Here is a 22,317-nt window from a genome sequence, read left to right as displayed (position 1 = left end):
CGCGACTGGGGCCTCAGCGCTTGTGCCGACCGCCACAATGAGGCCATGAGCATCCTCGACGCGTCCCTGGCCCGCCTGGACGGCACCCCCGGCACCTTGCGCGACCTCACCGGCGGCCGCGGTGCCCTGCTGGTCAACGTGGCCAGCAAGTGCGGCCTCACCCCGCAGTACGCCAAGCTCGAGGCGCTCCACGAGGAGTACGCCGACCGCGGGTTCACCGTCGTGGGCCTGCCCTGCAACCAGTTCATGGGCCAGGAGCCCGGCAGCGCCGACGAGATCGCGGAGTTCTGCTCCGCGACGTACGGCGTGACGTTCCCGATGTCGGAGAAGATCGAGGTCAACGGGGACGGCCGGCACTCGGTGCTCGCCGAGCTCGTGGAGCTCTCCGACGAGAAGGGGCACACCGGCGACGTGCAGTGGAACTTCGAGAAGTTCCTCCTCGACGCCCAGGGGCGACCGGTGGCCCGGTTCAGCCCGACGACCGAGCCCGACGACCCGGCCCTGGTCGCGGCGGTCGAGAGCGTGATCGGGAACACTCCCTGAGCTCTGCATAACCATTGTGTGGTTGTCGCCGGCAACCTCTAGCCTGCACCGGTGAGCATCAAGACCGAGTCAGCGAGCCCTGGCCTTCCCCCCACCCCGCCCGGTGACGACAAGCTCGACAAGAGCGTCCTGCTCGTCGCCGGCGTCGTCGTCCTAGGCGCCATCATGTCGATCCTCGACATCACCGTCGTCTCGGTGGCGCTGGAGACCTTCCAGAACGAGTTCGAGGCCACCTCTGCCGAGGTCGCCTGGACGATGACCGGCTACACCCTGGCCCTGGCCTCGGTGATCCCACTGACCGGCTGGGCCGCGGACCGCTTCGGCACCAAACGCCTCTACCTGCTCGCCGTGGGGCTCTTCACCCTCGGCTCGGTGCTCTGCGCACTGGCTGACTCGCTGCAGACGCTGGTCATCTTCCGGGTGCTCCAGGGCCTCGGCGGCGGCATGCTGATGCCGCTGGGCATGACGATCCTGACCCGCGCCGCCGGGCCGCACCGCATCGGCCGGGTGATGGCCGTGCTGGGCATCCCGATGCTGCTGGGTCCGATCTTCGGTCCCATCGTCGGCGGCTACCTGATCGAGGCCGCCTCCTGGCACTGGATCTTCCTGATCAACCTGCCGATCGGCGCCATCGCCTTCATCTACGCCCTCGTGGTGCTGCCCAAGGACAACGTCGAGCCCTCGGAGACCTTCGACTGGCTCGGGATGCTGCTGCTCTCCCCCGGCCTGGCCGCCTTCCTGTACGGCGTCTCCTCGATCCCCGAGCACGGCACCTTCTTCGCCCGCGAGGTCGCCATCCCCACCATCGTCGGGATCCTGCTCGTGGCCGCCTTCGTGCCGTGGGCGCTGAACCGACGCAACGCCCACCCGCTGGTCGAGCTGCGCCTGTTCGCCAACCGCAAGATGACCGTGGCCGTGATCGCGATGGCGCTCTTCGCCATGGCCTTCTTCGGTGCCTCGCTGCTCTTCCCGCTCTACTTCCAGCAGGTCCGAGGCGAGGACGCCCTCCACGCCGGTCTGCTGCTCGCCCCTCAGGGCATCGGCGCGATGATCACCATGCCCATCGCCGGCCTGATGGCCGACAAGCGCGGGCCCGGCAAGATCGTGATGGTCGGCATCACGCTGATCACCATCGGGATGGCGATGTTCACCCAGCTCGAGGCGGACACCTCCTACGCCTTCCTGCTCGGCTCGCTCTTCGTGATGGGCCTGGGCATGGGCGCCACGATGATGCCGATCATGAGCTCGGCGCTGCAGACGCTCAGCGACCACAACATCGCCCGCGGCTCGACCCTGATGAACATCACCCAGCAGGTCGCCGCCTCGATGGGCACGGCGCTCTTCTCGGTGGTGCTCACCAACCAGATCAAGTCCAGCGACTCCGCCGGCGCCTACCTGGGCCTGAAGGGGATGCTCTCCCAGGCCACCGGAGACAAGGCAGCCGAGCTCAAGGCGCAGCTGGACGCCATCGCCCCGGTGGCCCTGCCGGACCTGGCCGACAGCTTCGCCACGGTCTTCGTGGTCGGCACGATCCTGGTCGGCTGCGTGCTGATCCCGGCGTTCTTCCTGCCGCGCAAGCCCCCCGAGGAGCCGGTCGACCCGACCGCGATGATGGGTCACTGAGCCCCGTCTGAGGCGAGGCTCGCGGGGGCCGGTAGCCGCCAGGCCTGCGGCGGCCGGCTAGCCACCGAGGCCTGAGGTGACGCCGTAGACGGTTGCGAAGACGACGCCGAGGGCGATGACGAGCAGGAGCGCGCGCCTGGGCCACGACATCTGCGCCGTCACCCCCGTCTGCGGATCGACGGTCAAGAGTGATGGACGGTCCCACTCGGCGGGGTGGGCACCGGCGGGGTGCGCGACCTCGGCCGTCGCGCGGGCCGCGACGGCCGCCTCGGCTCGACCCATGAAGCGCAGGTGGTTCGCCACCTGGTCGAGCAGGTCGTCGACTTCGTTCACGCCGTACCCGTCCCGCATCCGAACGGGCTTGAACCTCTTGTCCGCCACTTCCTGGGCCTGGATCCGGGGATCGCCGGAGGTCAGGTCTTCGCCGATGCGCGCAAGGAACCGGTCGACCTCCTGCATGTCGTAACCCACGCGGAACCGAGTCACGGGGAACAGGGCTGCGTTGACCTGCGCCGCCACCTGCAGGTCGGGGTTGGTGTCGTCGAAGGGTGCGCTCATGTGGTGATCCTCTCCTGAGGGGCGAAAGCAAAATCTGAGACGGTCGCTGAACGGCTGAGCCAGACGCTTCAATGGCGGAACTTTCTTCAACCGCAAAGGACTCGCCGATGTCTCGCTCCTCCTTCTCCCCCCGTCGCAGCGTTCCCACGGTGCTGATTGCCGGCGGGCTGCTGGTCGCCACGGCGACCAGTGGCGCAACCGCCGCCCTGGTCATCACCGGCAAGGACATCAAGAACAACTCCGTGACCTCGGCCGACATCAAGGACGGGTCGCTGAAGAAGAAGGACCTGGCCAAGGGCGCGATCGCCAAGCTGGGCACCACCCCCGGTCCGGCTGGCCCCGCCGGACCGGCCGGTGTCCGGGGCTCGGCCGGTGCGCCGGGTGCGCCCGGCGTGTCGGGCTACGAGCTGGTGAAGCTGAGCAAGGGTGCGACCGACAACAAGGCCGAGCTGACGGTGTCCTGCCCGGCTGGCAAGAAGGTCATGGGGGCCACCAGCTACTGGGAGGTCTCGTGGGGCGGGCCGTCCCAGGTCGAGTTCAAGGACAACGCCTCGGTGGTCGCGCGCGGGACCACCCCCGAGGCGACCGATCGTCTGGTCGTGAACCTGGTCTGCGCGGCCGCCAGCTGACCGACCACCGCCGGCCCGGTGATCCGGGCCGGCGGTGCGCTCAGGCGTTGAGCGCCAGCGTCAGCGGCAGCACGTCGCTCGCCCCGGCCGCCCGGATCGCCCGGGCGGCCAGGGTCAGGGTCCAGCCGGTGACCACCAGGTCGTCGACCAGCAGCACCGGGCCCTCAGGCATCTCGCCGGTCAGAGCGCTGCGCCGGCCGACCGCGGCCACCCGCTGGGCGGAGTTCATGGCTCCCTTGCCGGGCGGCACGTCGGGGTCGACGATGGCGAACGATCCCACCACCGGCACCTTGAGGTAGCGGGAGAGGCCGTCGGCCAGGTCCCGGGTCAGAGTGGGACGCCGCGCCGACTCGACGTACACGATGCCGGCGACCCGGGGCTTCCAGTCGTTGAGCACCTCCACCACGGCCTGGACCAGCGGGACGGGGACCGGGCCGTCCACCACCGTCTGGGTGCCGTCCGGCTCGGTGGTGGCCCGGAAGAGCTCGCGCAGCTGCTGGCCGTAGCCGAGGTCGGTGAGCCGGTTGACGGCCCGTCCCTCGCTGGCCGGCTCGCTGATCTTGCCCTTGAGGTCGACGCCGAGGTTGGACAGCCCGCTGGGCCACATCTTGCGCGGCTCGATGACCACGCCCGGCCGCGCCAGCCGCTCGTGGGCGGCCTCGACGGACTGCTCGGAGAGCTGGGTGGACAGGGTGAGCCCGCCGCAGTTGTCGCAGCGCCCGCAGTGCTCGGTGTTGTCCGGGTCGTCGAGCTGGTCGCGCAGGAACCACATCCGGCACTTCTCCGTGGTGATGTAGTCCAGCATCGCCTGCTGCTCGCGCTCCCGGGCGGCTGCGACCCGGGCGTAGCGCTCGGCGTCGTAGTCCCAGGGCTGGCCCGTCGAGGTCCACCCGCCCTGGACCCGGCGTACCGCGCCGTCGACGTCGAGCACCTTGAGCATCTGCTCCAGGCGGGTCCGGTTGAGCTCGACGTAGGTCTCCAGGGACGCGGTGCTCATCGGCTTCGGCGAGCCGGCCAGCACGTCGAGGGTCTGCTGGACCAGCTCCTGGCGGGGGAAGGCGAGGGAGGAGAAGTAGGCCCAGATGTCGCGGTCCTCGATGGCGGGCAGGAGCACCACAGTCGCCTCGTCGGTGCCACGCCCGGCACGGCCCACCTGCTGGTAGTAGGCCACCGGGGAGGCGGGCGCCCCCATGTTGACCACGAACCCGAGCCGGGCGTCGAAGCCCATCCCGAGGGCGCTGGTGGCGATCAGCGCCTTGACCCGGCCGTTGACCAGGTCCTCCTCCAGCGCTTGCCGCTCCCCGGCCTCGGTCTGCCCCGAGTACGCCGCGACCTGGTGGCCCCGGGAGCGCAGGTAGTCCGCGATCTCCTGGGTGGCGGCGACGGTGAGGCAGTAGACGATGCCCGAGCCCGGCTGCTCGGCGAGGTGGTCGGCGAGCCAGGCCAGGCGCTGCTCGGCGGTCTTGAGCCGCACCACGCCCAGCCGCAACGACTCGCGGTCCAGGGTGCCGCGCAGCACCAGCACGTCGGTGCCCATCTGCTCGGCGACGTCGGAGGTGACCCGGGCGTTGGCGGTCGCGGTGGTGGCCAGCACCGGGATCCCGTCGGGCAGCTCCCCGAGCAGGGTCCGGATCCGGCGGTAGTCCGGGCGGAAGTCGTGCCCCCAGTCGGAGATGCAGTGCGCCTCGTCGATCACCAGCAGGCCGGCGCTGGCAGCCAGCCGGGGCAGCACCTCGTCGCGGAAGCCGGGGTTGTTGAGCCGCTCGGGGCTCACCAGCAGCACGTCGACCTCGCCGGCGTGGATGGCGTCGTGGATCGGCTGCCACTGGTCGATGTTGGTGGAGTTGATGGTGACCGCCCGGATCCCGGCGCGCTGGGCGGCGGCGATCTGGTTGCGCATCAGAGCGAGCAGCGGGGAGACGATCACCGTCGGCCCGGCCCCCTGGGCCCGGAGCAGCAGGGTGGCGACGAAGTAGACCGCCGACTTGCCCCAGCCGGTCCGCTGCACCACCAGCGCACGGCGCCGGTCGACCGCCAGCGCCTCGATCGCCGACCACTGGTCCTCGCGCAGGACCGCGTCGTCGCTGCCGACCAGGGAGCGCAGGTGCGCCTCGGCGGCGGCCCGCTGCTCCCGGCGTACGTCGTCGGTCGCGGAGCTCGCGGTGCTGCTGGCGGGGGAAGTCATGACCCCTGTCTATCAACCACCGCCGACTCCGGCGGATCGGGGCGCCGGGAGCGGTCGCTCACCCGCGGCGCAGCAGGAACGGCGTACCGCCGAGGGCCTTCAGCCCCGGCAGCCCGACGAAGGTCATCCCGAGGTAGGAGCCGTCCGGGCGGACCCGCAGCTCGTCGCGGACCCAGCGCCAGGGGCGCGGCGCGTCAGCGGCGTAGGAGACGGCAACGGCCGGCAGCCCGTCGGCCCAGGACGCGGACAGCATCGCCGTCATCGGCAGAGTCTCGCGCAGCTCGCCGGGGCGCTCGGCCCGCAGCAGGTTCACCCCGACCAGGCGCTCGCCCTCGAGGTGGAACCTCTTGCCGTGCCAGCGCGGCAGGCCGATCAGGCCCAGCCCGGCCGGCGCGACGTGCTTGAGCGGCGCCACGAACGAAGCCTGCAGGTCGCCGACCAGGTCGGTCGGAGCGGGCGCCATCAGGGTGGACCACTCGCGGCGCAGGGACACGATGTTGGGGCTCACAGGGTCTCCATCGACGAGGTTGCCACGGGGCGGGCCGTGATCGGCTCGCGCACGGTCCGGGCGGAACCCGACGATACGTCGACCGGGGCCGGGAACCGGGCTGCGAACCGCTCGGCCAGCGCGGTGATGGTCAGCGACGGGTTCACGCCCAGGTTGGCCGGGATCACGCTGGCGTCCGCGACGTAGAGCCCGGGGTGACCGAAGACCTCGTGGTCGGCGTCCACCACCCCCTCGGCGGCGGTGCGGCCCATCACCGCACCACCCAGCACGTGCGCGGTCACCGAGAGCCCGCCCAGGGTCTCCCCGAGCAGGTTGAGCGGGCGACCCCCGGAGGCCTCCGCGAACGCCGCGGTCACCCGGTTGGCCACCGGCAGGTGGCTGGGCGCCCGGTCCCCGCGGGTGACCCGCGACCTCAGCACCCGGCGCCAGGGGCGAAGCGGCGATCGGCGCAGCTCGAGGGCGAGCTCGTTGTCGACGTGCTGCATGGTGGTGAGCACGGTCAACCGGCGCTCGAAGCCCCGCGCCAGCGAGACCCGCAGCTGGGCCAGCGGCCCGGACGCGAGCCGGGCCAGGGTGCGCAGCGCGCGGCGGCCGGGTCGCAGCCCGTCCACCATCGGCCCGAGCTGGAGCCGCATGTGCCAGCCGCCGACGTACCGGTTCTGCGTCACGTGGGTATGAGCGTCGGGATGGAAGTCGCTGGTGATGGTCGGCCCGCGGGAGAGGTCCTGGCCGGGCGGCTGGAGCACCGCGGTCAGCGCCTCGCTGTTGGTGCGCACGTGCGCGCCGAGCTGGCTGGAGACCTGCGGCAGCGAGCCCAGCTCGTCGCGGCAGCGGAAGAGCAGGTCCAGGGTGCCGAGCACTCCGGCGGCCAGCACCACCCGCTGCGCGCGCACCACCTGGCCGGGTCCCCGGCCGCGCGGATGCCGGGTGCGCACCTGGTAACCACCGCCGGGCAGCGGCCGGATCTCGGTCACCTCGTGCTCGGGACGGATCTCGGCGCCGTACCGCTCCGCGAGGTGCAGGTAGTTGCGGGTGAGCTGGTTCTTGGCGCCGTACGGGCAGCCCAGCAGGCACTCCCCGCACAGCCGGCAGCCGGTGCGCTCGGGGCCCTCACCGCCGAAGAACGGGTCGGGCTCGGTGACGCCCTCCCGGCCGAAGTGGATGGCCAGCGGCACCGGACCGTACGTCGACTCCGCACCGACCGCCCGGGCCGCGGAGAGCAGGTGCTCGTCCATCGGCCCGCGGTGCGGGCTGACCACCCGGCCCAGCATCCCGGCGGCCCGCTGCAGGTACGGCGCCAGCTCCGCACGCCAGTCGGGCCCGAGCCGCGCCAGCCCCTCGGCGGCGTAGAAGTCCTCGCCCGGCTCCAGCAGCACCCCCGCCCACACGATGGACCCGCCGCCGACGCCGGTGCCGCCGATCACCGCGACGTGCCGGAAGATCCGCTGCCAGAAGAAGCCGTGCAGGCCCAGGCCGGGCAGCGACAGGTAGGCGCGCGGGTCCCGGCGGGCGCGGAGCAGGTCGGCGTCGTCCTGCCGCGCCCCCTTCTCCAGGAGCACCACCCGGTGCCCGGCCTCGGTGAGCCGCAGCGCGCTGACCGCCCCGCCGAAGCCGCTGCCCACCACGACGACGTCGGCGTCGAAGGCGGCGTCGGGAGGGGGGTCGGCGGGGGCGTCGCGCGCAGGGACCGTCACACGCGCACCCTAGTCACCAGATCCGGACGCGGTCCTCCGGTTCGAGCCACAGGCCGTCGCCCTCGGTGGTGCCGAAGACCTCGTGGAACTCGTCGAGGTTGCGCACGATGTTGGCCCGGAACTCCGGCGGGGAGTGCGGGTCGATCGTGAGGTACTGCTGCTCCTGCTCCTTGCGCCGCTTGGTGCGCCAGCAGTAGGCCCAGTTGAGGAAGACCTTCTTGCGCTGCTCGGGCGTGGCCTGGCCGTGCGTGGCGATCAGGAAGGCCTTGTGCCCGATGGTCAGCCCGCCGAGGTCGCCGATGTTCTCACCGACGGTGAGGGAGCCGTTGACGAACTCCCCGGGCAGGGCGCGCGGGGAGAACCCGTCGTACTGCTGGATCAGGGCCTTGGACTTGACCTCGAAGGCGGCCTTGTCGTCGGCGGTCCACCAGTCGTTGAGGTTGCCCTCCCCGTCGTACTGGGCGCCCTGGTCGTCGAAGCCGTGACCGATCTCGTGGCCGATCACCGCGCCGATGCCGCCGTAGTTCTCCGCCGGGTCGGCGTCGGGGGAGAAGAACGGCTTCTGCAGGATGCCGGCGGGGAAGCAGATCTCGTTGGTGCCGGGGTTGTAGTAGGCGTTGACGGTCTGGGGCAGCATGAACCACTCGTCGCGGTCCACCGGACTGCCGATCTTGTTCAGCTCGCGGTCGGTCTCGTAGGCGGCCGAGGCGCGCACGTTGCCCATCAGGTCGCCGGCGTCGACGTGCAGCGCGGAGTAGTCGCGGAACTTCTCCGGGTAGCCGATCTTGGGCCGGAAGGTGGCGAGCTTGTCGTAGGCCCGCTGCTTGGTCTCCTCGGTCATCCAGTCGAGCTCGGCGATGGACTGGCGGTAGGCCTCGAGCAGGTTGGCCACCAGGTCGTCCATCAGCTCCTTGGACCGCGGCGGGAAGTGCCGGGCGACGTACTCCCGGCCCACGGCCTCCCCGATCGCGCCCTCGACGAACGCGACGCCGCGCTTCCACCGCTCGCGCAGCTCGGGCGTGCCGTTGAGGGTGCGGCCGTAGAAGTCGAAGTTGGTCTCGACGAAGTCGTCGGTGAGGTACGCCGCGGAGCTGCGCAGCACCTTGGCCAGCAGCCAGGGGCGCCACTGCTCGGCCGGGATCTCCGTCAGCAGGCCCGAGAGGTGCTCCAGGTACGACGGCTGGCGGACGCAGGCCTCGGCGATCGTCTCGTCGCTGCCGCCGAGCGCGGTGATCCAGGCGTCGAAGTCGAAGGCCGGGGCCAGGGCCTCGAGCTCGGAGCGGCTCACCAGGTTGTAGGTCTTCTGCACGTCGCGGGTCTCGGCGCGCTCCCAGTGACCCGCGGCGAGCCGGGTCTCCAGTGCCAGCACGGCGGCGGCGGAGTCGGCGGCGTCACTGCGACCGGCGAGCTCGAAGAGCCGGGTCAGGTAGGCCAGGTACGCCGACCGGATGTCGGCGAACTTCTCCTCGCGGTAGTAGCTCTCGTCGGGCAGGCCCAGGCCGCCCTGGGTGATGTTGAGGAGGTAGCGGTCGGACTTCTTGGCGTCGGTGTCGACGTAGGATCCGAACGCGCCGCTGCCGCCCTGGCGCTCGAAGCCGCCCAGGAAGGCCGACAGCTCGCGCACGTCGCTCACCGCCTCGATCTCGGCCAGCAGCGGCTCGATCGGGCGGTACCGCGGGCGGCGATGGCGTCGGTGTCCATGAAGGAGGAGTAGAGCGCCGCGATCTTGCGGGCGTCCTCGGCGTCGGCGGCTTCGTCGAGGGCGCTGCCAGCGGCCAGCTCCTCGATGATCGCGTGCACCTGCTGCTCGGCCGTGTCGGCCAGGGACACGAAGGGTCCCCAGCTGCTGCGGTCACTGGGGATCTCCGTGACCTCCAGCCAGGTGCCGTTGACGTAGCCGAAGAGGTCGTCCTGCGGCCGGGTGTCGGGGTCCATGCCCTCGCGGGCGTCATCGAGAATCGTCACGCCGTCCACCCTAGGCGGTGGCACCGTCAGTGCGGCAGGGTGAACGTGCTTCCCGCCACGGGCTGACCTACGGCGCGAGCTCGCGGAACGCCTGCTCCAGCACCTCGATGCCCTGCTTGGGCCGCTCGGTGTAGTCGGCGCGGTTCCAGCTGGGCCAGGTGAAGGCCTGCTCGTGCCTCCCACCGTCGGCGTCGAAGCGGAAGGTGATGCCGTCGACCTCCACCAGCTCGGCCGGCTCGCCCTCGCCGAGCGCGATGCGCGAGGACGGGTCCGCGAAACCGAGCATCGACCACGGGATGCGCAGCGAGATGGTGCGGTGCTCCTGGTTGACCTGCCAGGTCGAGGTCGAGACGTAGTCGGGACTCTTCGGGTCCCAGATGCCCTCCACCAGCTCGCCCACGTCCTGGTACTCCGCCGGGTGCGGCGCCGGCTTCTCGTACGACTGGTTGGTGATCAGCCGGTAGAGGTGCCACGGGGCGTCCATGTCCTCGACGTAGGGCCGCATCGGGGTGTCCAGCCGGATCGGGTCCAGCGCGCGGCGTACCTCCAGGCGCGCCGCGCCGGCGACCCGGTCCACGCTCACCCGGTAGTCGGCACGCTTGGCGCCGGGCACCACGTCGGCGTCGAGGACCAGCCGCTCGGGCAGCTCGTCGCGGAACTTGATGTCGAGGTGCACCCAGGACGCGTCCGCCCAGGTGTAGAGGTACTCGTAGGCGCCGTCGGCGGGGAGGTCCTCGGGCAGCTCCTCCACGGCGGCGTCCACCAGCGGGGCCGGGTCCGTGGCCACCAGCCCGAACCACTGCTCGTTGGTCAGCGGGTCGTGCCAGAGCTGGCGCCGCTCCCCGACCTGGTGCTCCATGGTGTTCCAGGTCCGCTTGAACCACTCGTCGGCCCACACGAAGACGAACGCCCCGCCGAGCCCGAGGTCCTCCATCATCCGCATCATCTCGGCGTTCATCTCCATCGCCTCGGGCTCGGAGTGCCCGCCCTGGTCGCGACCGTTGGTGCCGATGTGCGCACTGCCCAGCGACGCCGGGACGCCGTACTCGGTGACCAGCAGCGGCATGGTGTCGGCGAAGTGCTCCTTCAGGCTCTTCAGGTACCCCGCGTAGCGGTCCGGCTCGCCCGCCCAGAGCGTCTCGTCGAGACCGTCCTGGTAGCGCTGGAAGTCCGGGTAGTAGGGGTAGGCGTGGAAGCTGGCGAAGGTGCCGCCGGGCCACGCCGCGGTGGGCAGGACGTGGTTGGCGTCGACCCCGGGCAGGTCCTCGCGGTGCAGCGGCTCCGAGGGGTGCTCGAGCGGGTCGGCGGTCGGCCAGTTGGCCATCGCGACCGGGACCGAGACGCCGCGCTCCGCCTCCAGCGTGGCGATCTCGTCCATGTGCTTGGCGATCCACCGCTCGGTCGGCGTCGCGGCGTCGGTGGCGGCGAAGAACTTCCCCGGGGAGTACGGCGCGTCCGCCGAGCGGCGGTTGGTGCGCTGCACCGCGGCGCCGTCCCACTCCACCCCGATGATCCACGACGCCACCCACGCCGACACGTCCACGTCGTAGGTGCCCCAGGCCCGACCGGGGGCCTCCTCGCGGACCAGGTCGCCGTGCACGGCGGCGGACAGGTCACGGATCTCGGCGGAGAACGAGTCGTCGATCTCGGCGTCGTAGAGGCTGCGTCCGGGGTCGACGTACTCCTCGTTGGGCAGGTAGGCGCCCTGCACCAGGTAGATCGGGGAGACCGGGTGCTCCTCGTTGTAGGCCGCGAGCTCGGCGTAGAACCCGGGCGGCAGCAGGGTGTAGACCCGGACCACCCGGATGCCCAGGTCGCCCATCTGGGAGATCCACCTGCGGTAGTGCTCGGCCGGGATCTGCCCCACCTCGCCCGGCTGCAGCGTCGGCAGCGTGGAGCCCAGGTTGACGCCGGGCAGGAAGCCCTTGTCCCCCGAGGAGGTGTGCAGCCGGAAGCCGTCGCGGTCGGACTCCGCGAGCACGCTGAGGCCGCCGATCCGCACCGGCTTCGCCCCCAGGAGGTGCTGGGGTTCTCCGGCTCGGACATGCACGAGGTGCTCGCCAGTACCACCGCCGAGACGAGGGCGGCGCTCAGCACCCGGCGCAGTTCCAGCATGGTCAGACCCTAGGCGTGCCGCGGGCCGCGGCACGGCTGAACGGCGGCGTCGGGAGCGTGAGGTACGACGCGTCAGCGCAGCCGGACGACCGACTTGCCCAGGGTGCGGCGCTCGTCCATGTCGGTCAGCGCCTGCGCGAAGGAGCCCACGTCGTACGTCGTCCCGATCGGCGGCCGCACCACCCCCGACTCCAGCATCGGCACCAGCGCCCGCCACTGCTGCTGTATGAAGTCCGGACGCACCATCGCGTAGGCGCCCCAGCCGACGCCGCGGACGTCGACGTTGTTGAGCAGCAGCCGGTTGACCTTGACCTCGGGAATGCCCTGGCCGGACGCGAAGCCGACCACCAGCAGCCGGCCCTGGGGGCGAGCAGCCGCAGCGAGTCGGTGAACGCGTCGCCGCCCACCACGTCGAGGACCACGTCGACCCCGCGGCCGTCGGTGAGCCGCTTCACCTCGTCCTTGAACTCGGCCAGCAGCACCGCCTCGTCGGCGCCGGCGTCCCGGGCGACCTTCGCCTTCTCCTCGGTGGAGACCACGGCGATCACCCGCGCCCCCATCCCCTTGGCGACCTGGATGGTGGCGGTGCCGACGCCGCCCGCGGCGCCGTGCACCAGCACGGTCTCGCCGGGCTTGAGGCCACCCCGCTCGTCCAGGGCGAACTGGGCGGTGAGGTAGTTCATCGGCAACGCCGCGCCCTCGTCGTACGTCGTGCCCTCGGGCAGCGCGAAGGTGAACGCCGCCGGCACCGCCACCAGCTCGGCGGCACCACCGTGCGGCAGCACGCCGGCGACCCGCTGACCGACGGCGAACCCCTCGACGCCCTCACCGAGGGCGGCGACGCTGCCGGCGAAGTCGACCCCGAGGGTGAACGGCACCTCGGGCTTGAGCTGGTACTCCCCTTGGCGAGCAGCAGGTCGGGGAACGAGATCCCGACGCTGTGCACCTCGACGAGCACCTCCCCGGGCCGGCGGTGGGCTCGGGCACCTCACGGAGCTCGACGCCGGAGGGACCCGTGGGGCTGACGACCTGGACTGCGCGCATGGGCGTCACCTTAGGCGGAGGCGTCCCCCGACGGTGACTGTCGCAGCGCACAGCCATCATGTGCGGCGCGCCCGATCCGCTCACCTGACCTCGACGAGCCGGTCCATCTCGAAGTGCATCGGGTCGGTCCACGACCAGCGTCCGCCCCAGGCGAACCCCCACCTCTCGAAGATGGCGACCACCCGGGGGTCCATCTCGCCCACGGTGCCGCGCTGGTTGCCGGGGACGTTGAGGTCGACCGCGATGCCGAAGGCGTGCAGGGAGAGCTGGGTGGAGCCGGCGATGAACCGCGGGTGGTAGCAGCCGGCATACTGGTCGGGGTCGATCTCCTGCGACAGTCCCGAGGCCGCCACCTCCGCCAGCGCGGCCCTGAGCTGCGGGAGCATCACCGCGTGGCAGGTGACCGCCCCCAGGATCGGCACGGCCTCGGTGCGAATATGCCCGGCCACCCACTCCTGCTGCGGCACGATCCGTCCCGCGGTGCCGACCCGGTAGGAGAACGAGCCCACCGCCTGGGCCACCGAGCCGCCGGTCAGCACCGCCGTCTGCACCGCGGACACGTCGAGGTCCGGGCCGAGGACCTGCACCGACACGTCGCGGCCGACCAGGCGGGTGATCGCGGGTCTGACCCGCTGCGGGGCCACCAGCCGGTCCACCGAGATCAGCAGCGCGTTGCCGGGCCGCATCCCGAGCTCGGTGCCCCAGGCGGTGTTCACCACCGCGTCGACCTGCGGCACCTGGGCGGTGAGCGCCCCCACGTGCACCCGGGCGGCGTCCCGGTCGTTGCCCAGCCGCAGGTAGCCCTCCTCGTCGCGCAGCCGACGTCCGAGGGCGGGGACGACCGCCACCTCGCCGCCGGCCACCCGGTCCCAGGCCTCCTGAAGGCCGGCGCTGCCGGGGGTGGTGAACCGCCGGTACGCCGCCGCGTCCACCGCGGCAACGTTGACCACCCGGTCCTGGATGCCCACTTGGGCCAGCGCGATGGGCTCCACGTGGGCCACGCCCTCGAGCTTGCCCACAGCCGCCACCAGGTCCGCGTCCAGCGGTTCGAGGCTGTGGACCAGCAGGTCGGCGGGGAGCAGGTCGCCGGTCAGCGGGCCGGGCGGGGCCACCGCGTGCTCGGGGTCGCGGACGTCCAGGGCGGCGGACCCGGTGCCGGACGGCGTGCTCGAGCCGGTGCCGGACGGCGTGCTGGAGGGGGAGGCCGTGGGAGAGGCGACCGAGGGGGCGACTGGACCGGCCGTCGTACCCCCGCGACAGCCGGAGGCCGCGCACGCCAGCACCAGCGCGATGGCTGCCCCGGCACTGCGGTCCATAGTGACCTCCCAGCAACAGCCTAGGAGCCGCGGGCACACTCCCCCCGGGCCATCTGGCAGGGCATCCACGTGCCGCTTATCAAGCAAACGGATGGTTGACAGTGTGTGACCTGCCTCATACGGTGACGGACCCGACGCCGTGTCGGGTCACCGACGAAGAGCGAGGCACCCCGTGTCCCAGATTCCCGTGTCGCAGAACCCCAAGGACGTCGTCGACGAGCTGCTCGCCGCGGTCCACGCGGACGACCAGCCTCGCATCGAGCAGGTCTTCCACCCCGAGCTGGCGATCCACGAGCCGGAGAACCTGCCCTACCCGGGGACCTACCGCGGTGTCGCCGGGTTCCACGCGATCAAGGCGAAGATCGGCGAGCTCGCGGAGCTGGGGATCGAGGACTGGGACGCGGTGCAGGCCGGCGACCGGGTGCTGGTGACGATGACCGGGGTCTTCACCTCCAAGCGGTCGGGCCGCACGGTGCGGATGCCCATGGTGGAGCTCTACTCCGTCAGGGACGGCCGGATCAGCGAGATCGACGTCTTCTACAAGGACACCGCGAAGATGTCCGTCCTGCTCGCCGAGCTCTCCTGAAGCCCGCCGTGAGCACCCACCCCCGCCAGCTGTGGCGGATGATGGAGCCGTACCACCAGCTCTCCTACCGCTCCGCGGAGGGCGTGGAGCGGATGAGCGCTCTCGGCCTCGACCGGCCCGAGCTGCAGTACTTCGGCGCCCGGCTGTGCGCCCTGGGACCGGTGTCGGCCGAGGTCGCGGCCGCCCTGACCTTCGGCTTCGCCCCGGCGTACGTCGCCAGGGCGGTCCCGGAGGTCTGGCAGCGCGCGGAGCCTGAGGACATCCTCGCCGCGCGGCTCGAGGCAGCCGACGCCACGCTGCGCCGGGTGCTGGGGGACCACCTGGCCGAGACCGCCGAGGTGGCGGGGCTGGTCAGGCGGGCGGCGGAGGCGTGCGACCTCGGCGGGCACCCGATGGCCGCCGCCCACCTGGCCGTGGAGTGGCCCGACGCGCCGCACCTGCAGCTCTGGTTGGCCTGCACGGTGCTGCGCGAGCACCGCGGCGACGCGCACTGGGCGACCACCACGGCCATGGGCATCGACCCCGTCGAGTGCCACGTGCTGGCCTGTGCCGACGGCTACATGCCGGCGGAGATGCTGCACCGGCACACCGGGTGGGACGACGCCGCCTGGCAGGCCGCGGTCGACCGGCTGGTCGCGCGCGGCCTGGTCGTCGACGAGGACCACGCGACCGCGCAGGGCACCGAGCTCAAGTCGTCGCTGGAGCGGACCACGGACCGGCTGGCCGCGGCGCCGCTGCGCGTGCTCAGCGAGGCGGAGCAGGCAACGGTCCTGGCCACCATGACCCCGTTCGCCCGGATGATCCTGGACGCCGGTGAGGCCCAGCCGTGGCGGCTGCGCGAGCAGCTGTGGCGTGAGCCGGAGCCCGTCTGAGCAGGACACCGTCCCGGCGGAGCGCTAGCATCCGACGAGTCGTCCACGTCACATCTTCGGGAGGCGCCATGACTCAGCAGGAGACGCACGCCCAGGAGGCCGAGCGCCGAGGGTCGTTCTCGTCCCGCAGGGTCTTCATCCTCGCGGCGATCGGCTCGGCCGTCGGACTGGGCAACATCTGGCGCTTCCCCTACGTCGCCTACGACAACGGCGGCGGCGCCTTCATGATCCCCTACCTGATCGCGCTGCTCACCGCGGGAATCCCGTTCCTCTTCCTCGACTACGCGCTGGGTCACCGCTTCCGCGGATCGGCGCCGCTGTCGTTCGCGCGGCTGCGGCGCGGCACCGAGGGACTGGGCTGGTGGCAGGTCGGCATCTGCTTCATGATCGCCATCTACTACGCCGCGGTCATCGCCTGGGCGCTGCGCTACACCCTCTTCTCGGTCACCGAGGCCTGGGGGGACGACGCCGCGGGCTTCTTCACCGGCGAGTTCCTGCAGGTCAGCGACCCCGGTGTGACCGCCGAGATCGTTCCCGGCGTGCTGGTCCCGCTGCTCATCGTGTGGGCCGCGGTCGTCGTGGTCATGGTCGCCGGCGTGCAGAAGGGGATCGGGGCCGTCTCGGTGGTCTTCATCCCGCTGCTCGTCATCACCTTCGGGGCGCTGGTGGTCCGGTCGCTCTTCCTGCCCGGTGCCGCCGACGGCCTGGACGCACTGTTCACCCCCGACTGGGGCGCCCTGGCCGAGCCGGGGGTGTGGGGAGCAGCCTTCGGCCAGATCTTCTTCTCCCTCTCCATCGGCTTCGGCATCATGATCACCTACTCCTCCTACGTGCACCGCGACACCGACATGACCGGATCCGGTCTGGTGGTGGGCTTCGCCAACTCCGGCTTCGAGCTGCTCGCCGGCATCGGCGTCTTCGCCGCCCTGGGCTTCATGGCGCAGGCCGAGGGCGTCGCGGTGGACGAGGTCGCCCAGAGCGGCGTGGGGCTGGCCTTCATCGGGTTCCCGGCGATCATCAGTGAGGCGCCCTGGGGAGCCTTCATCGGCGTCTGCTTCTTCGCCTCGCTGGTCATCGCCGGGCTGACGTCGCTGGTCTCGGTGATCGAGGTGGTCATCTCGGCGGTGCGCGACAAGTTCGAGCTGGGCCGCGCCCAGGCGGCCGCGCTGGTCAGCATCCCGGCGGCCGTCCTGAGCGTGCTGCTCTTCTCCAGCACCAGCGGGCTGCACGTGCTGGACATCCTCGACCACTTCATCAACCAGTTCGGCATCCTGCTGGTCGCGGTGGTCTCGATGGTGGTGCTCGCCTGGGTGCTCAAGGTGCTGCCGCTGCTGCAGAACCACCTCAACCGCAACGGCTCCTTCCGGCTGGGCGCCCTGTGGCGGATCCTGGTCTCGGTGGTCGCGCCGCTGGCGCTGACCTACGTGCTGCTCGACGGGCTGTGGAACGACGTCAGGACGAGGTACGAGGACTACCCGGGCTGGATGCTCGGAGTCTTCGGGTGGGGCGCCGCCGGGTTGGTGATCGTCTTCGGCTTCGTCGCGGCCCGGCTGCCCTGGCGCAAGGACACACCCATGGATGTCACCGACGACGAGGAGGTCCAGGCATGAACGTCGAGGCGATCGTGCTGATGGTGCTGGCGATGGTGATCCTGTGGGGCGGGCTGGCGGTGGCGATCGTGCGCCTCACGCGAAGCCCGGACGTGCCTCGCCTCGATGAGCTGCACCGCGACCTCTGAGCCGCGGCCAGGCCAGGGCAGCCCGCGGCTCAGGACCGGGGGCCCTCACCGGTGGCCAGCACCCGGCCGGCGATCCAGCTCAGGTCGGCCGCGGTCTGCGCCGGCGTGCCGGAGGGCTGCATCACGTGGCTGAGCACCACGCGCACGATCACCTCGATGCCCGCCGCGAGGCGCGCCGGGTCGAGCGGGACGTCGTACTCGGCGACGCGTTCGGCCACCACTGCCTGGGCGGTCTGCAGCAGCGTCGCGGAGTGCGTGGTGAGCAGCGGCAGCAGCTCGGTGTCGGTGCCGTGGGTGGCCGAGGCGATGGCCCGTAGCAGGGCGTTGTCCTGGGCCAGCACCAGCACGTCGTGGCAGGCGCCCTCGACGGCGGCGACCAGGTCGCCGGGCGAGCGGTCGAAGGCGCGGGTGACGGCGTCCAGGAAGCGGGCCAGCTCGGTGGCGATCACCGCCTCGGCCAGCTCCTGCTTGGTCCCGATCTGGTCATAGACCGTCTGGCGGCTCACCCCGACCTCGCGGGCGAGCCGGGCCATGGTCACGTGCGACCAGCCGTGGGCGGTGGTCAGGTCGACGGCGGTCGCCACCAGGCGCTGCTGGAGCGTCGGAGCTGCCGCCGGGGAGGTCACCCGGGTGAGTCTAGGAACCGCGGGGAAAACGCCTGGGGACCGGCACGCTGCTCGACACCGGCTCCGCCGGGTCCACCGGCACGAAGTCGACCTTGTCCCGGACCCCGCAGTCCGGGCAGCTCCAGGTCTCGGGCACGTCGGCCCAGGCCGTACCGGCCGCGAACCCCTCGTGCTCGTCGCCGGCCGCCACCTCGTAGGTGTAGCCGCACCCGGGGCAGCGAGCGGCGAGCACCTCTGCGGTGTGCTCGCCGTCGCCGCTCCCCGCGAGGTCCGTGCGCCCCAGATCCCCGCAGGCCGGACCATCTGCCGGTACGGCGTATCGGCGCAGGTAGGCCTCGCGGTGCCGCGGGCTCACGTTGGCCCGGGTCACGTCACCGTGGAAGTGGGCCAGCACCCGGGGGTCCATCACCCGGCGCCACACGGGCGGGAACGCCGCCAGCAGGATCATCCCGGCGTACCCGGTGGGCAGCACCGGGGACTCCTCGAAGTCCCGCAGCGCCTGGTAGCGCCGGGTCGGGTTGGCGTGGTGGTCGCTGTGCCGCTGCAGGTGGTAGAGCAGCACGTTGGTGGCGATGTTGTTGGAGTTCCAGCTGTGGCTGGGGTCGACGCGCTCGTAACGCTCCCGCTCCCCCACGCCGACCTTCTGCCGCAGCATCCCGTAGTGCTCCATGTAGTTGACGACCTCCAGGAGGCTCAGCCCCACCAGGGCCTGGAGCACCAGGTAGGGCAGCAGGCCGACCCCGAGCCACAGCATCAGCCCTGCCCACAGCACCGCGGTCATCAGCCAGGCGTTCAGCACGTCGTTGCCGATCCGCCAGGGGCTCTGGCTGCGACGCGCGTAGCGCCGCTTCTCCAGCCGCCACGCCGAGCGCAGCGAACCCAGCACCGTGCGCGGCCAGAACTCGTAGAAGCTCTCCCCCAGCCGGCTGCTCGCCGGGTCCGCAGGCGTCGCCACCCGGACGTGGTGCCCGCGGTTGTGCTCGATGTAGAAGTGGCCGTAGGCGACCTGGGCCAGCGCGATCTTGGAGAGCCAGCGCTCGTGCGACTCCTTCTTGTGGCCCAGCTCGTGGGCGGTGTTGATGCCGATCCCGCCGATGCACCCGATGGAGATGGCCAGCGCGATCTTGTCGACCGGCCCCAGCTCGGGCGCCCAGCCGAGCGGGTCGCCGCGCATCAGCATGTACATCGCGCTGATGAAGCCGACGTACTGCAGGGGCAGGAAGAGGTAGGTGATCCACCGGTAGTAGCGGTCGGCCTCCAGCGCCTCGATCACGTCGTCGGGCGGGTTGGAGCGGTCGAGCCCGGCCATCAGGTCGATGGCGGGCACGATCACCAGGATCACGATGGGCCCCAGCCACAGCCAGATCCCCCAGTGGGTCAGGGCGTACATGGCGTAGCCGACGAAGGCCAGGGACGGCACCACCAGACCGATCAGCCACAGCCGACGCTTGCGGTCCTGCCACCCCGTGGTGGAGTCCGGGGTCACGGTGCTGTTCGGGATCCGGTCCGGGGTCATCAGATCTCCTGTGCGCAGCCGAGGTGGTTTACAAAACCATAGGGTTTGTAAAGCCATGTGGCAAGGGTCACATTCGACCGGGCTGGCGCGGAATGGTGAGCCAGGAGACGACGCCGCCCAGGGCGAGCAGGACCGCGCAGACGACCACCGCCTCGCCGTACGCCGCGTCGAAGGCGACCGGGTCGGCGTACTGGTCGCCGGTCAGGCCGACCGCCATCGGCAGCGCCGCCACCGCGAGCAGCGTGCCGGCACGGGCCACCGCGTTGTTGATCCCGCTGGCCACCCCGGCGCTGTCGTCCGGTGCGGCGGCCAGCACCGTGGCGGTCAGCGGAGCCACCATCAGCGACAGCCCGAGGCCGAAGACGACCAACCCGGGCAGCACCTGGGTCCAGTAGTTGAGGTCCTCCCCCGCGCCGAGCAGCAGCAGCGACCCGCCGGCCATCACCAGCGGGCCGACGGTCATCGGGATGCGGGGCCCGATCCGAGCCCCCAGCGCGCCCCCGCGGGCGGCCAGGAAGAGCATGCAGACGGTGATCGGCAAGGTGGCGAGCCCGGCCTGGAGGGCGCCGTACCCCGACACGGTCTGGAGCTGGATGACCAGGAAGAAGAGCACCGCACCGAGCGCCGCGTAGACCAGGAAGGTCATCGCGTTGGCCGCGGAGAACGTCCGGTCCCCGAAGAGCCCCAGCGGCACCATCGGCTCCGCGGTGCGGTGCTCCCGTGCCAGGAAGGCCACCACCGCCACCGCTCCCACGACGCCCGCCCACGCCGCCTCCGTGCTGCCCCACTCGATCAGCGCGTAGGTCACCCCGGCCAGCGCGAGCGAGGCCAGCACCGCCCCCGGTACGTCGAACCGGCCGACGGCGCGCGGGTCCCGGGTCTCGGGGACCCAGCGCTGCGCCAGCAGCACCGTGACCACGGCCAGCGGCAGGTTGACCAGGAAGATCCAGCGCCAGGACACGTGGTCGATCAGCAACCCGCCGACCAGCGGGCCGGCCGCGCTCGCCACCCCGCCCAGCCCGGACCAGGCGCCGATCGCGCGCGCCCGGTCCTCGGGGACGAAGGCGCCCTGGATCATTGCCAGGCTGCCCGGGGTGAGCAGCGCCCCGCCCACCCCCTGCAGCACCCGGGCCGCGATCAGCACCTCCGCGTTGGGCGCCAGCCCGCACAGCAGCGAGGCCAGCGCGAACCAGACGGTGCCGACGACGAAGACCCGGCGGCGCCCGAACCGGTCGCCGAGGGAGCCGCCGATCAGGATCAGCCCGGCGAGGGAGAGCAGGTAGCCGTTGGTGATCCACTGCAGCTGCGCCAGGCTCGCCCCGAGGTCCCGGCCCAGGCGGGGCAGCGCCACGTTGACCACCGAGCCGTCCAGCAGGATCATCCCGGACCCGAGCGTTGCCGCGGCGATCACGCCACGCCCGGGAGCCGTGCCCCATGCGACCTTCTGCGAGCCCATGGATCGACCCTAGGGGCTCGCGCGGGCGCCAGCAGTAGGTCACCAGCGCGCTGGATGTGGTCTCATGGCGCTCATGGAGCATCCCTTCGGCATCGACTTCGGCGGCACCGGCATCAAGGGCGCGCCCGTCGACCTGGCTACCGGCACCTTCGCCGGGCCGAAGGCGAAGATCGACACCCCCGCCCGGCGAACCCGGAGACGGTCTCGGCGGTCTTCCGCCAGCTGGTCTCCGGCTTCCCGAGCTCCACCGCCGCGGTCGGGGTCACCGTCCCGGGCGTGGTCAAGCACGGCGTGGTCTGGTCGGCGGCCAACATCGACTCCTCCTGGATCGGCACGGACGCCGACGAGGTCTTCACCGAGGCCCTGCAGCGCGAGGTGCACGTGGTCAACGACGCCGACGCGGCCGGCCTCGCCGAGGTCGAGTACGGCGCGGCGAAGGGCCGGCGCGGGCTGGTCATCGTCACCACCCTGGGCACCGGGATCGGCTCGGCGCTGGTGCATGACGGGGTGCTGGTGCCCAACTCCGAGCTGGGCCACCTCGAGATCGCCGGCAAGGTGGCCGAGCGGCACGCCGCCAACAGCGTCCGCGAGCGCGAGGAGCTCTCCTGGGCCGACTGGGCCCAGCGACTCACCACCTACTACCGGACGCTGGAGCGGCTCTTCTCCCCCGAGCTCATCGTCGTCGGGGGCGGGGTCAGCAAGTCCGCGGAGCACTTCCTGCCGCTGATCGAGATCGAGACCGAGATCGTGCCGGCGGCGCTGCGCAACAAGGCCGGCATCATCGGGGCGGCCCTGGTGGCGAGCCGGGCCGGTCGGCCGTGATCACGGCGTCGAAGGCCTCGAGCACGCCGCGCAGGTAGCGCTCCACGACCGCGCGCTCGTCGGCGCTGAAGCTCCGGTCCAGCCGGTCCAGCGCGACGAACATCGGCATCAGGTGGCCCACGGCCTCGCCCCGGCCCGAGTCGGTGACGCGCACCTCGGTGCGCCTGCGGTCCTCGGCGTGGGCGTGGCGCTCCACGTGCCCCCGCTCGGCTAGCCGGTCCACGATCCCGGTGGCCGCGGCCGTGGTGACGTCCAGGCGGCGCGCCAGCTCGGCCGGCCCCAGCGGCTCGCGGCTCAGGTGCTCCAGCGCCGTGAGCTCCCGGTGGCTCAGGCCTGCCCGCCGCGCGACGACGTTGCCCATCCGGGCCGACTCGGCCAGCACCTGACGCAGGGCGAGAAGGCTGCCGGTCTGGTCCCATCCGGGAGCACGTGCGGCGTCGAATGACTCCTCAGCACCCTCTGCCATGACCCCCACCTCTCCCTGCCGGCACCGCGGAGCTGTTGACTCCCACTATATGCTT

The 22,317-nt window shown here is 71.7% G+C and carries 18 protein-coding genes and 2 pseudogenes; 8 read left to right on the top strand and 12 right to left on the bottom strand.

What is annotated here, in order from left to right; genetic code table 11:
* Positions 1-45: 45 nt before the first annotated feature.
* The gene (locus C0R66_RS00405) at positions 46-543 is read left to right on the top strand and encodes a glutathione peroxidase (protein ID WP_101523011.1); all 498 of its coding nucleotides are present in this window, start codon (positions 46-48) and stop codon (positions 541-543) included.
* A gap of 51 nt (positions 544-594) precedes the next feature.
* Entirely contained in the window at positions 595-2,166 is a 1,572-nt protein-coding gene (locus C0R66_RS00400) for a DHA2 family efflux MFS transporter permease subunit (protein WP_101523010.1), read from the top strand.
* A 57-nt stretch (positions 2,167-2,223) separates the two neighbouring features.
* Here C0R66_RS00400 and C0R66_RS00395 read toward each other — a convergent pair whose 3' ends face one another.
* A complete protein-coding gene (locus C0R66_RS00395) occupies positions 2,224-2,724 on the bottom strand; it encodes a DivIVA domain-containing protein (RefSeq protein ID WP_101523009.1) in 501 nt (166 codons plus the stop codon).
* 107 nt (positions 2,725-2,831) lie between these two features.
* Between C0R66_RS00395 and C0R66_RS00390 the strand changes: the two genes are divergently transcribed.
* The gene (locus tag C0R66_RS00390; RefSeq protein ID WP_101523008.1) at positions 2,832-3,353 is read left to right on the top strand and encodes a hypothetical protein; all 522 of its coding nucleotides are present in this window, start codon (positions 2,832-2,834) and stop codon (positions 3,351-3,353) included.
* Between the two features lie 40 nt (positions 3,354-3,393).
* On the opposite strand, the gene C0R66_RS00385 is transcribed toward C0R66_RS00390, so the two are convergent.
* From C0R66_RS00385 to C0R66_RS19785, 7 genes and pseudogenes are all read right to left on the bottom strand, one after another.
* A complete protein-coding gene (locus tag C0R66_RS00385) occupies positions 3,394-5,538 on the bottom strand; it encodes a RecQ family ATP-dependent DNA helicase (protein ID WP_101523007.1) in 2,145 nt (714 codons plus the stop codon).
* 58 nt (positions 5,539-5,596) lie between these two features.
* Positions 5,597-6,046, bottom strand: coding sequence for a hypothetical protein (locus C0R66_RS00380; RefSeq protein ID WP_101523006.1), 450 nt, complete (start codon positions 6,044-6,046; stop codon positions 5,597-5,599).
* Entirely contained in the window at positions 6,043-7,740 is a 1,698-nt protein-coding gene (locus C0R66_RS00375; protein WP_101523005.1) for a GMC oxidoreductase, read from the bottom strand. Before C0R66_RS00375 ends, C0R66_RS00380 begins: the two co-directional genes overlap by 4 nt.
* Positions 7,741-7,753: 13 nt before the next feature.
* A pseudogene (locus C0R66_RS00370) lies at positions 7,754-9,675 on the bottom strand (M13 family metallopeptidase).
* 97 nt (positions 9,676-9,772) lie between these two features.
* Positions 9,773-11,755 (bottom strand): hypothetical protein, encoded by a 1,983-nt coding sequence (locus tag C0R66_RS00365; RefSeq protein ID WP_158647801.1) that lies wholly within the window; start codon positions 11,753-11,755, stop codon positions 9,773-9,775.
* Between the two features lie 137 nt (positions 11,756-11,892).
* Positions 11,893-12,698 (bottom strand): annotated as a pseudogene (locus C0R66_RS00355) (NADPH:quinone oxidoreductase family protein).
* Positions 12,699-12,944: 246 nt separating this feature from the next.
* Positions 12,945-14,180 (bottom strand): M15 family metallopeptidase, encoded by a 1,236-nt coding sequence (locus C0R66_RS19785; RefSeq protein ID WP_101523002.1) that lies wholly within the window; start codon positions 14,178-14,180, stop codon positions 12,945-12,947.
* A 172-nt stretch (positions 14,181-14,352) separates the two neighbouring features.
* Here C0R66_RS19785 and C0R66_RS00345 point away from each other — a divergent pair, with 172 nt between their 5' ends.
* From C0R66_RS00345 to C0R66_RS00330, 4 genes are all read left to right on the top strand, one after another.
* Entirely contained in the window at positions 14,353-14,766 is a 414-nt protein-coding gene (locus tag C0R66_RS00345) for a nuclear transport factor 2 family protein (protein WP_158647800.1), read from the top strand.
* An 8-nt stretch (positions 14,767-14,774) separates the two neighbouring features.
* A complete protein-coding gene (locus tag C0R66_RS00340; protein ID WP_101523000.1) occupies positions 14,775-15,638 on the top strand; it encodes an SCO6745 family protein in 864 nt (287 codons plus the stop codon).
* A gap of 68 nt (positions 15,639-15,706) precedes the next feature.
* Positions 15,707-17,248, top strand: coding sequence for a sodium-dependent transporter (locus C0R66_RS00335; protein WP_101522999.1), 1,542 nt, complete (start codon positions 15,707-15,709; stop codon positions 17,246-17,248).
* A complete protein-coding gene (locus C0R66_RS00330; protein WP_101522998.1) occupies positions 17,245-17,376 on the top strand; it encodes a methionine/alanine import family NSS transporter small subunit in 132 nt (43 codons plus the stop codon). Before C0R66_RS00335 ends, C0R66_RS00330 begins: the two co-directional genes overlap by 4 nt.
* Positions 17,377-17,405: 29 nt before the next feature.
* Here the strand turns inward: C0R66_RS00330 and C0R66_RS00325 are convergent, their stop codons facing one another.
* The 3 genes from C0R66_RS00325 to C0R66_RS00315 form a co-directional block, all read right to left on the bottom strand.
* Positions 17,406-18,002, bottom strand: coding sequence for a TetR/AcrR family transcriptional regulator (locus tag C0R66_RS00325; RefSeq protein ID WP_101522997.1), 597 nt, complete (start codon positions 18,000-18,002; stop codon positions 17,406-17,408).
* A 10-nt stretch (positions 18,003-18,012) separates the two neighbouring features.
* On the bottom strand, positions 18,013-19,518 hold the full coding sequence (locus C0R66_RS19780; RefSeq protein ID WP_101522996.1) for a fatty acid desaturase: 1,506 nt from the start codon (positions 19,516-19,518) through the stop codon (positions 18,013-18,015).
* Positions 19,519-19,585: 67 nt separating this feature from the next.
* Positions 19,586-20,974 carry an MFS transporter gene (locus C0R66_RS00315; protein WP_101522995.1) on the bottom strand — a complete coding sequence of 463 codons (1,389 nt, stop codon included), beginning with the start codon at positions 20,972-20,974 and terminating at the stop codon, positions 19,586-19,588.
* A 54-nt stretch (positions 20,975-21,028) separates the two neighbouring features.
* Between C0R66_RS00315 and ppgK the strand changes: the two genes are divergently transcribed.
* Positions 21,029-21,796 (top strand): polyphosphate--glucose phosphotransferase, encoded by a 768-nt coding sequence (gene ppgK, locus C0R66_RS00310; RefSeq protein ID WP_338418205.1) that lies wholly within the window; start codon positions 21,029-21,031, stop codon positions 21,794-21,796.
* Here the strand turns inward: ppgK and C0R66_RS00305 are convergent.
* Positions 21,753-22,262, bottom strand: coding sequence for a MarR family winged helix-turn-helix transcriptional regulator (locus tag C0R66_RS00305; RefSeq protein ID WP_101522994.1), 510 nt, complete (start codon positions 22,260-22,262; stop codon positions 21,753-21,755). The two genes, ppgK and C0R66_RS00305, sit on opposite strands and share 44 nt — an antisense overlap.
* Between the last annotated feature and the right edge of the window lie 55 nt (positions 22,263-22,317).

The sequence above is a fragment of the Nocardioides houyundeii genome (genome assembly GCF_002865585.1).
GTDB lineage: Bacteria > Actinomycetota > Actinomycetes > Propionibacteriales > Nocardioidaceae > Nocardioides > Nocardioides houyundeii.
The sequence above is the reverse complement of the archived record's forward strand: the minus strand, read 5'-3'. Positions and strand labels throughout refer to the sequence as shown.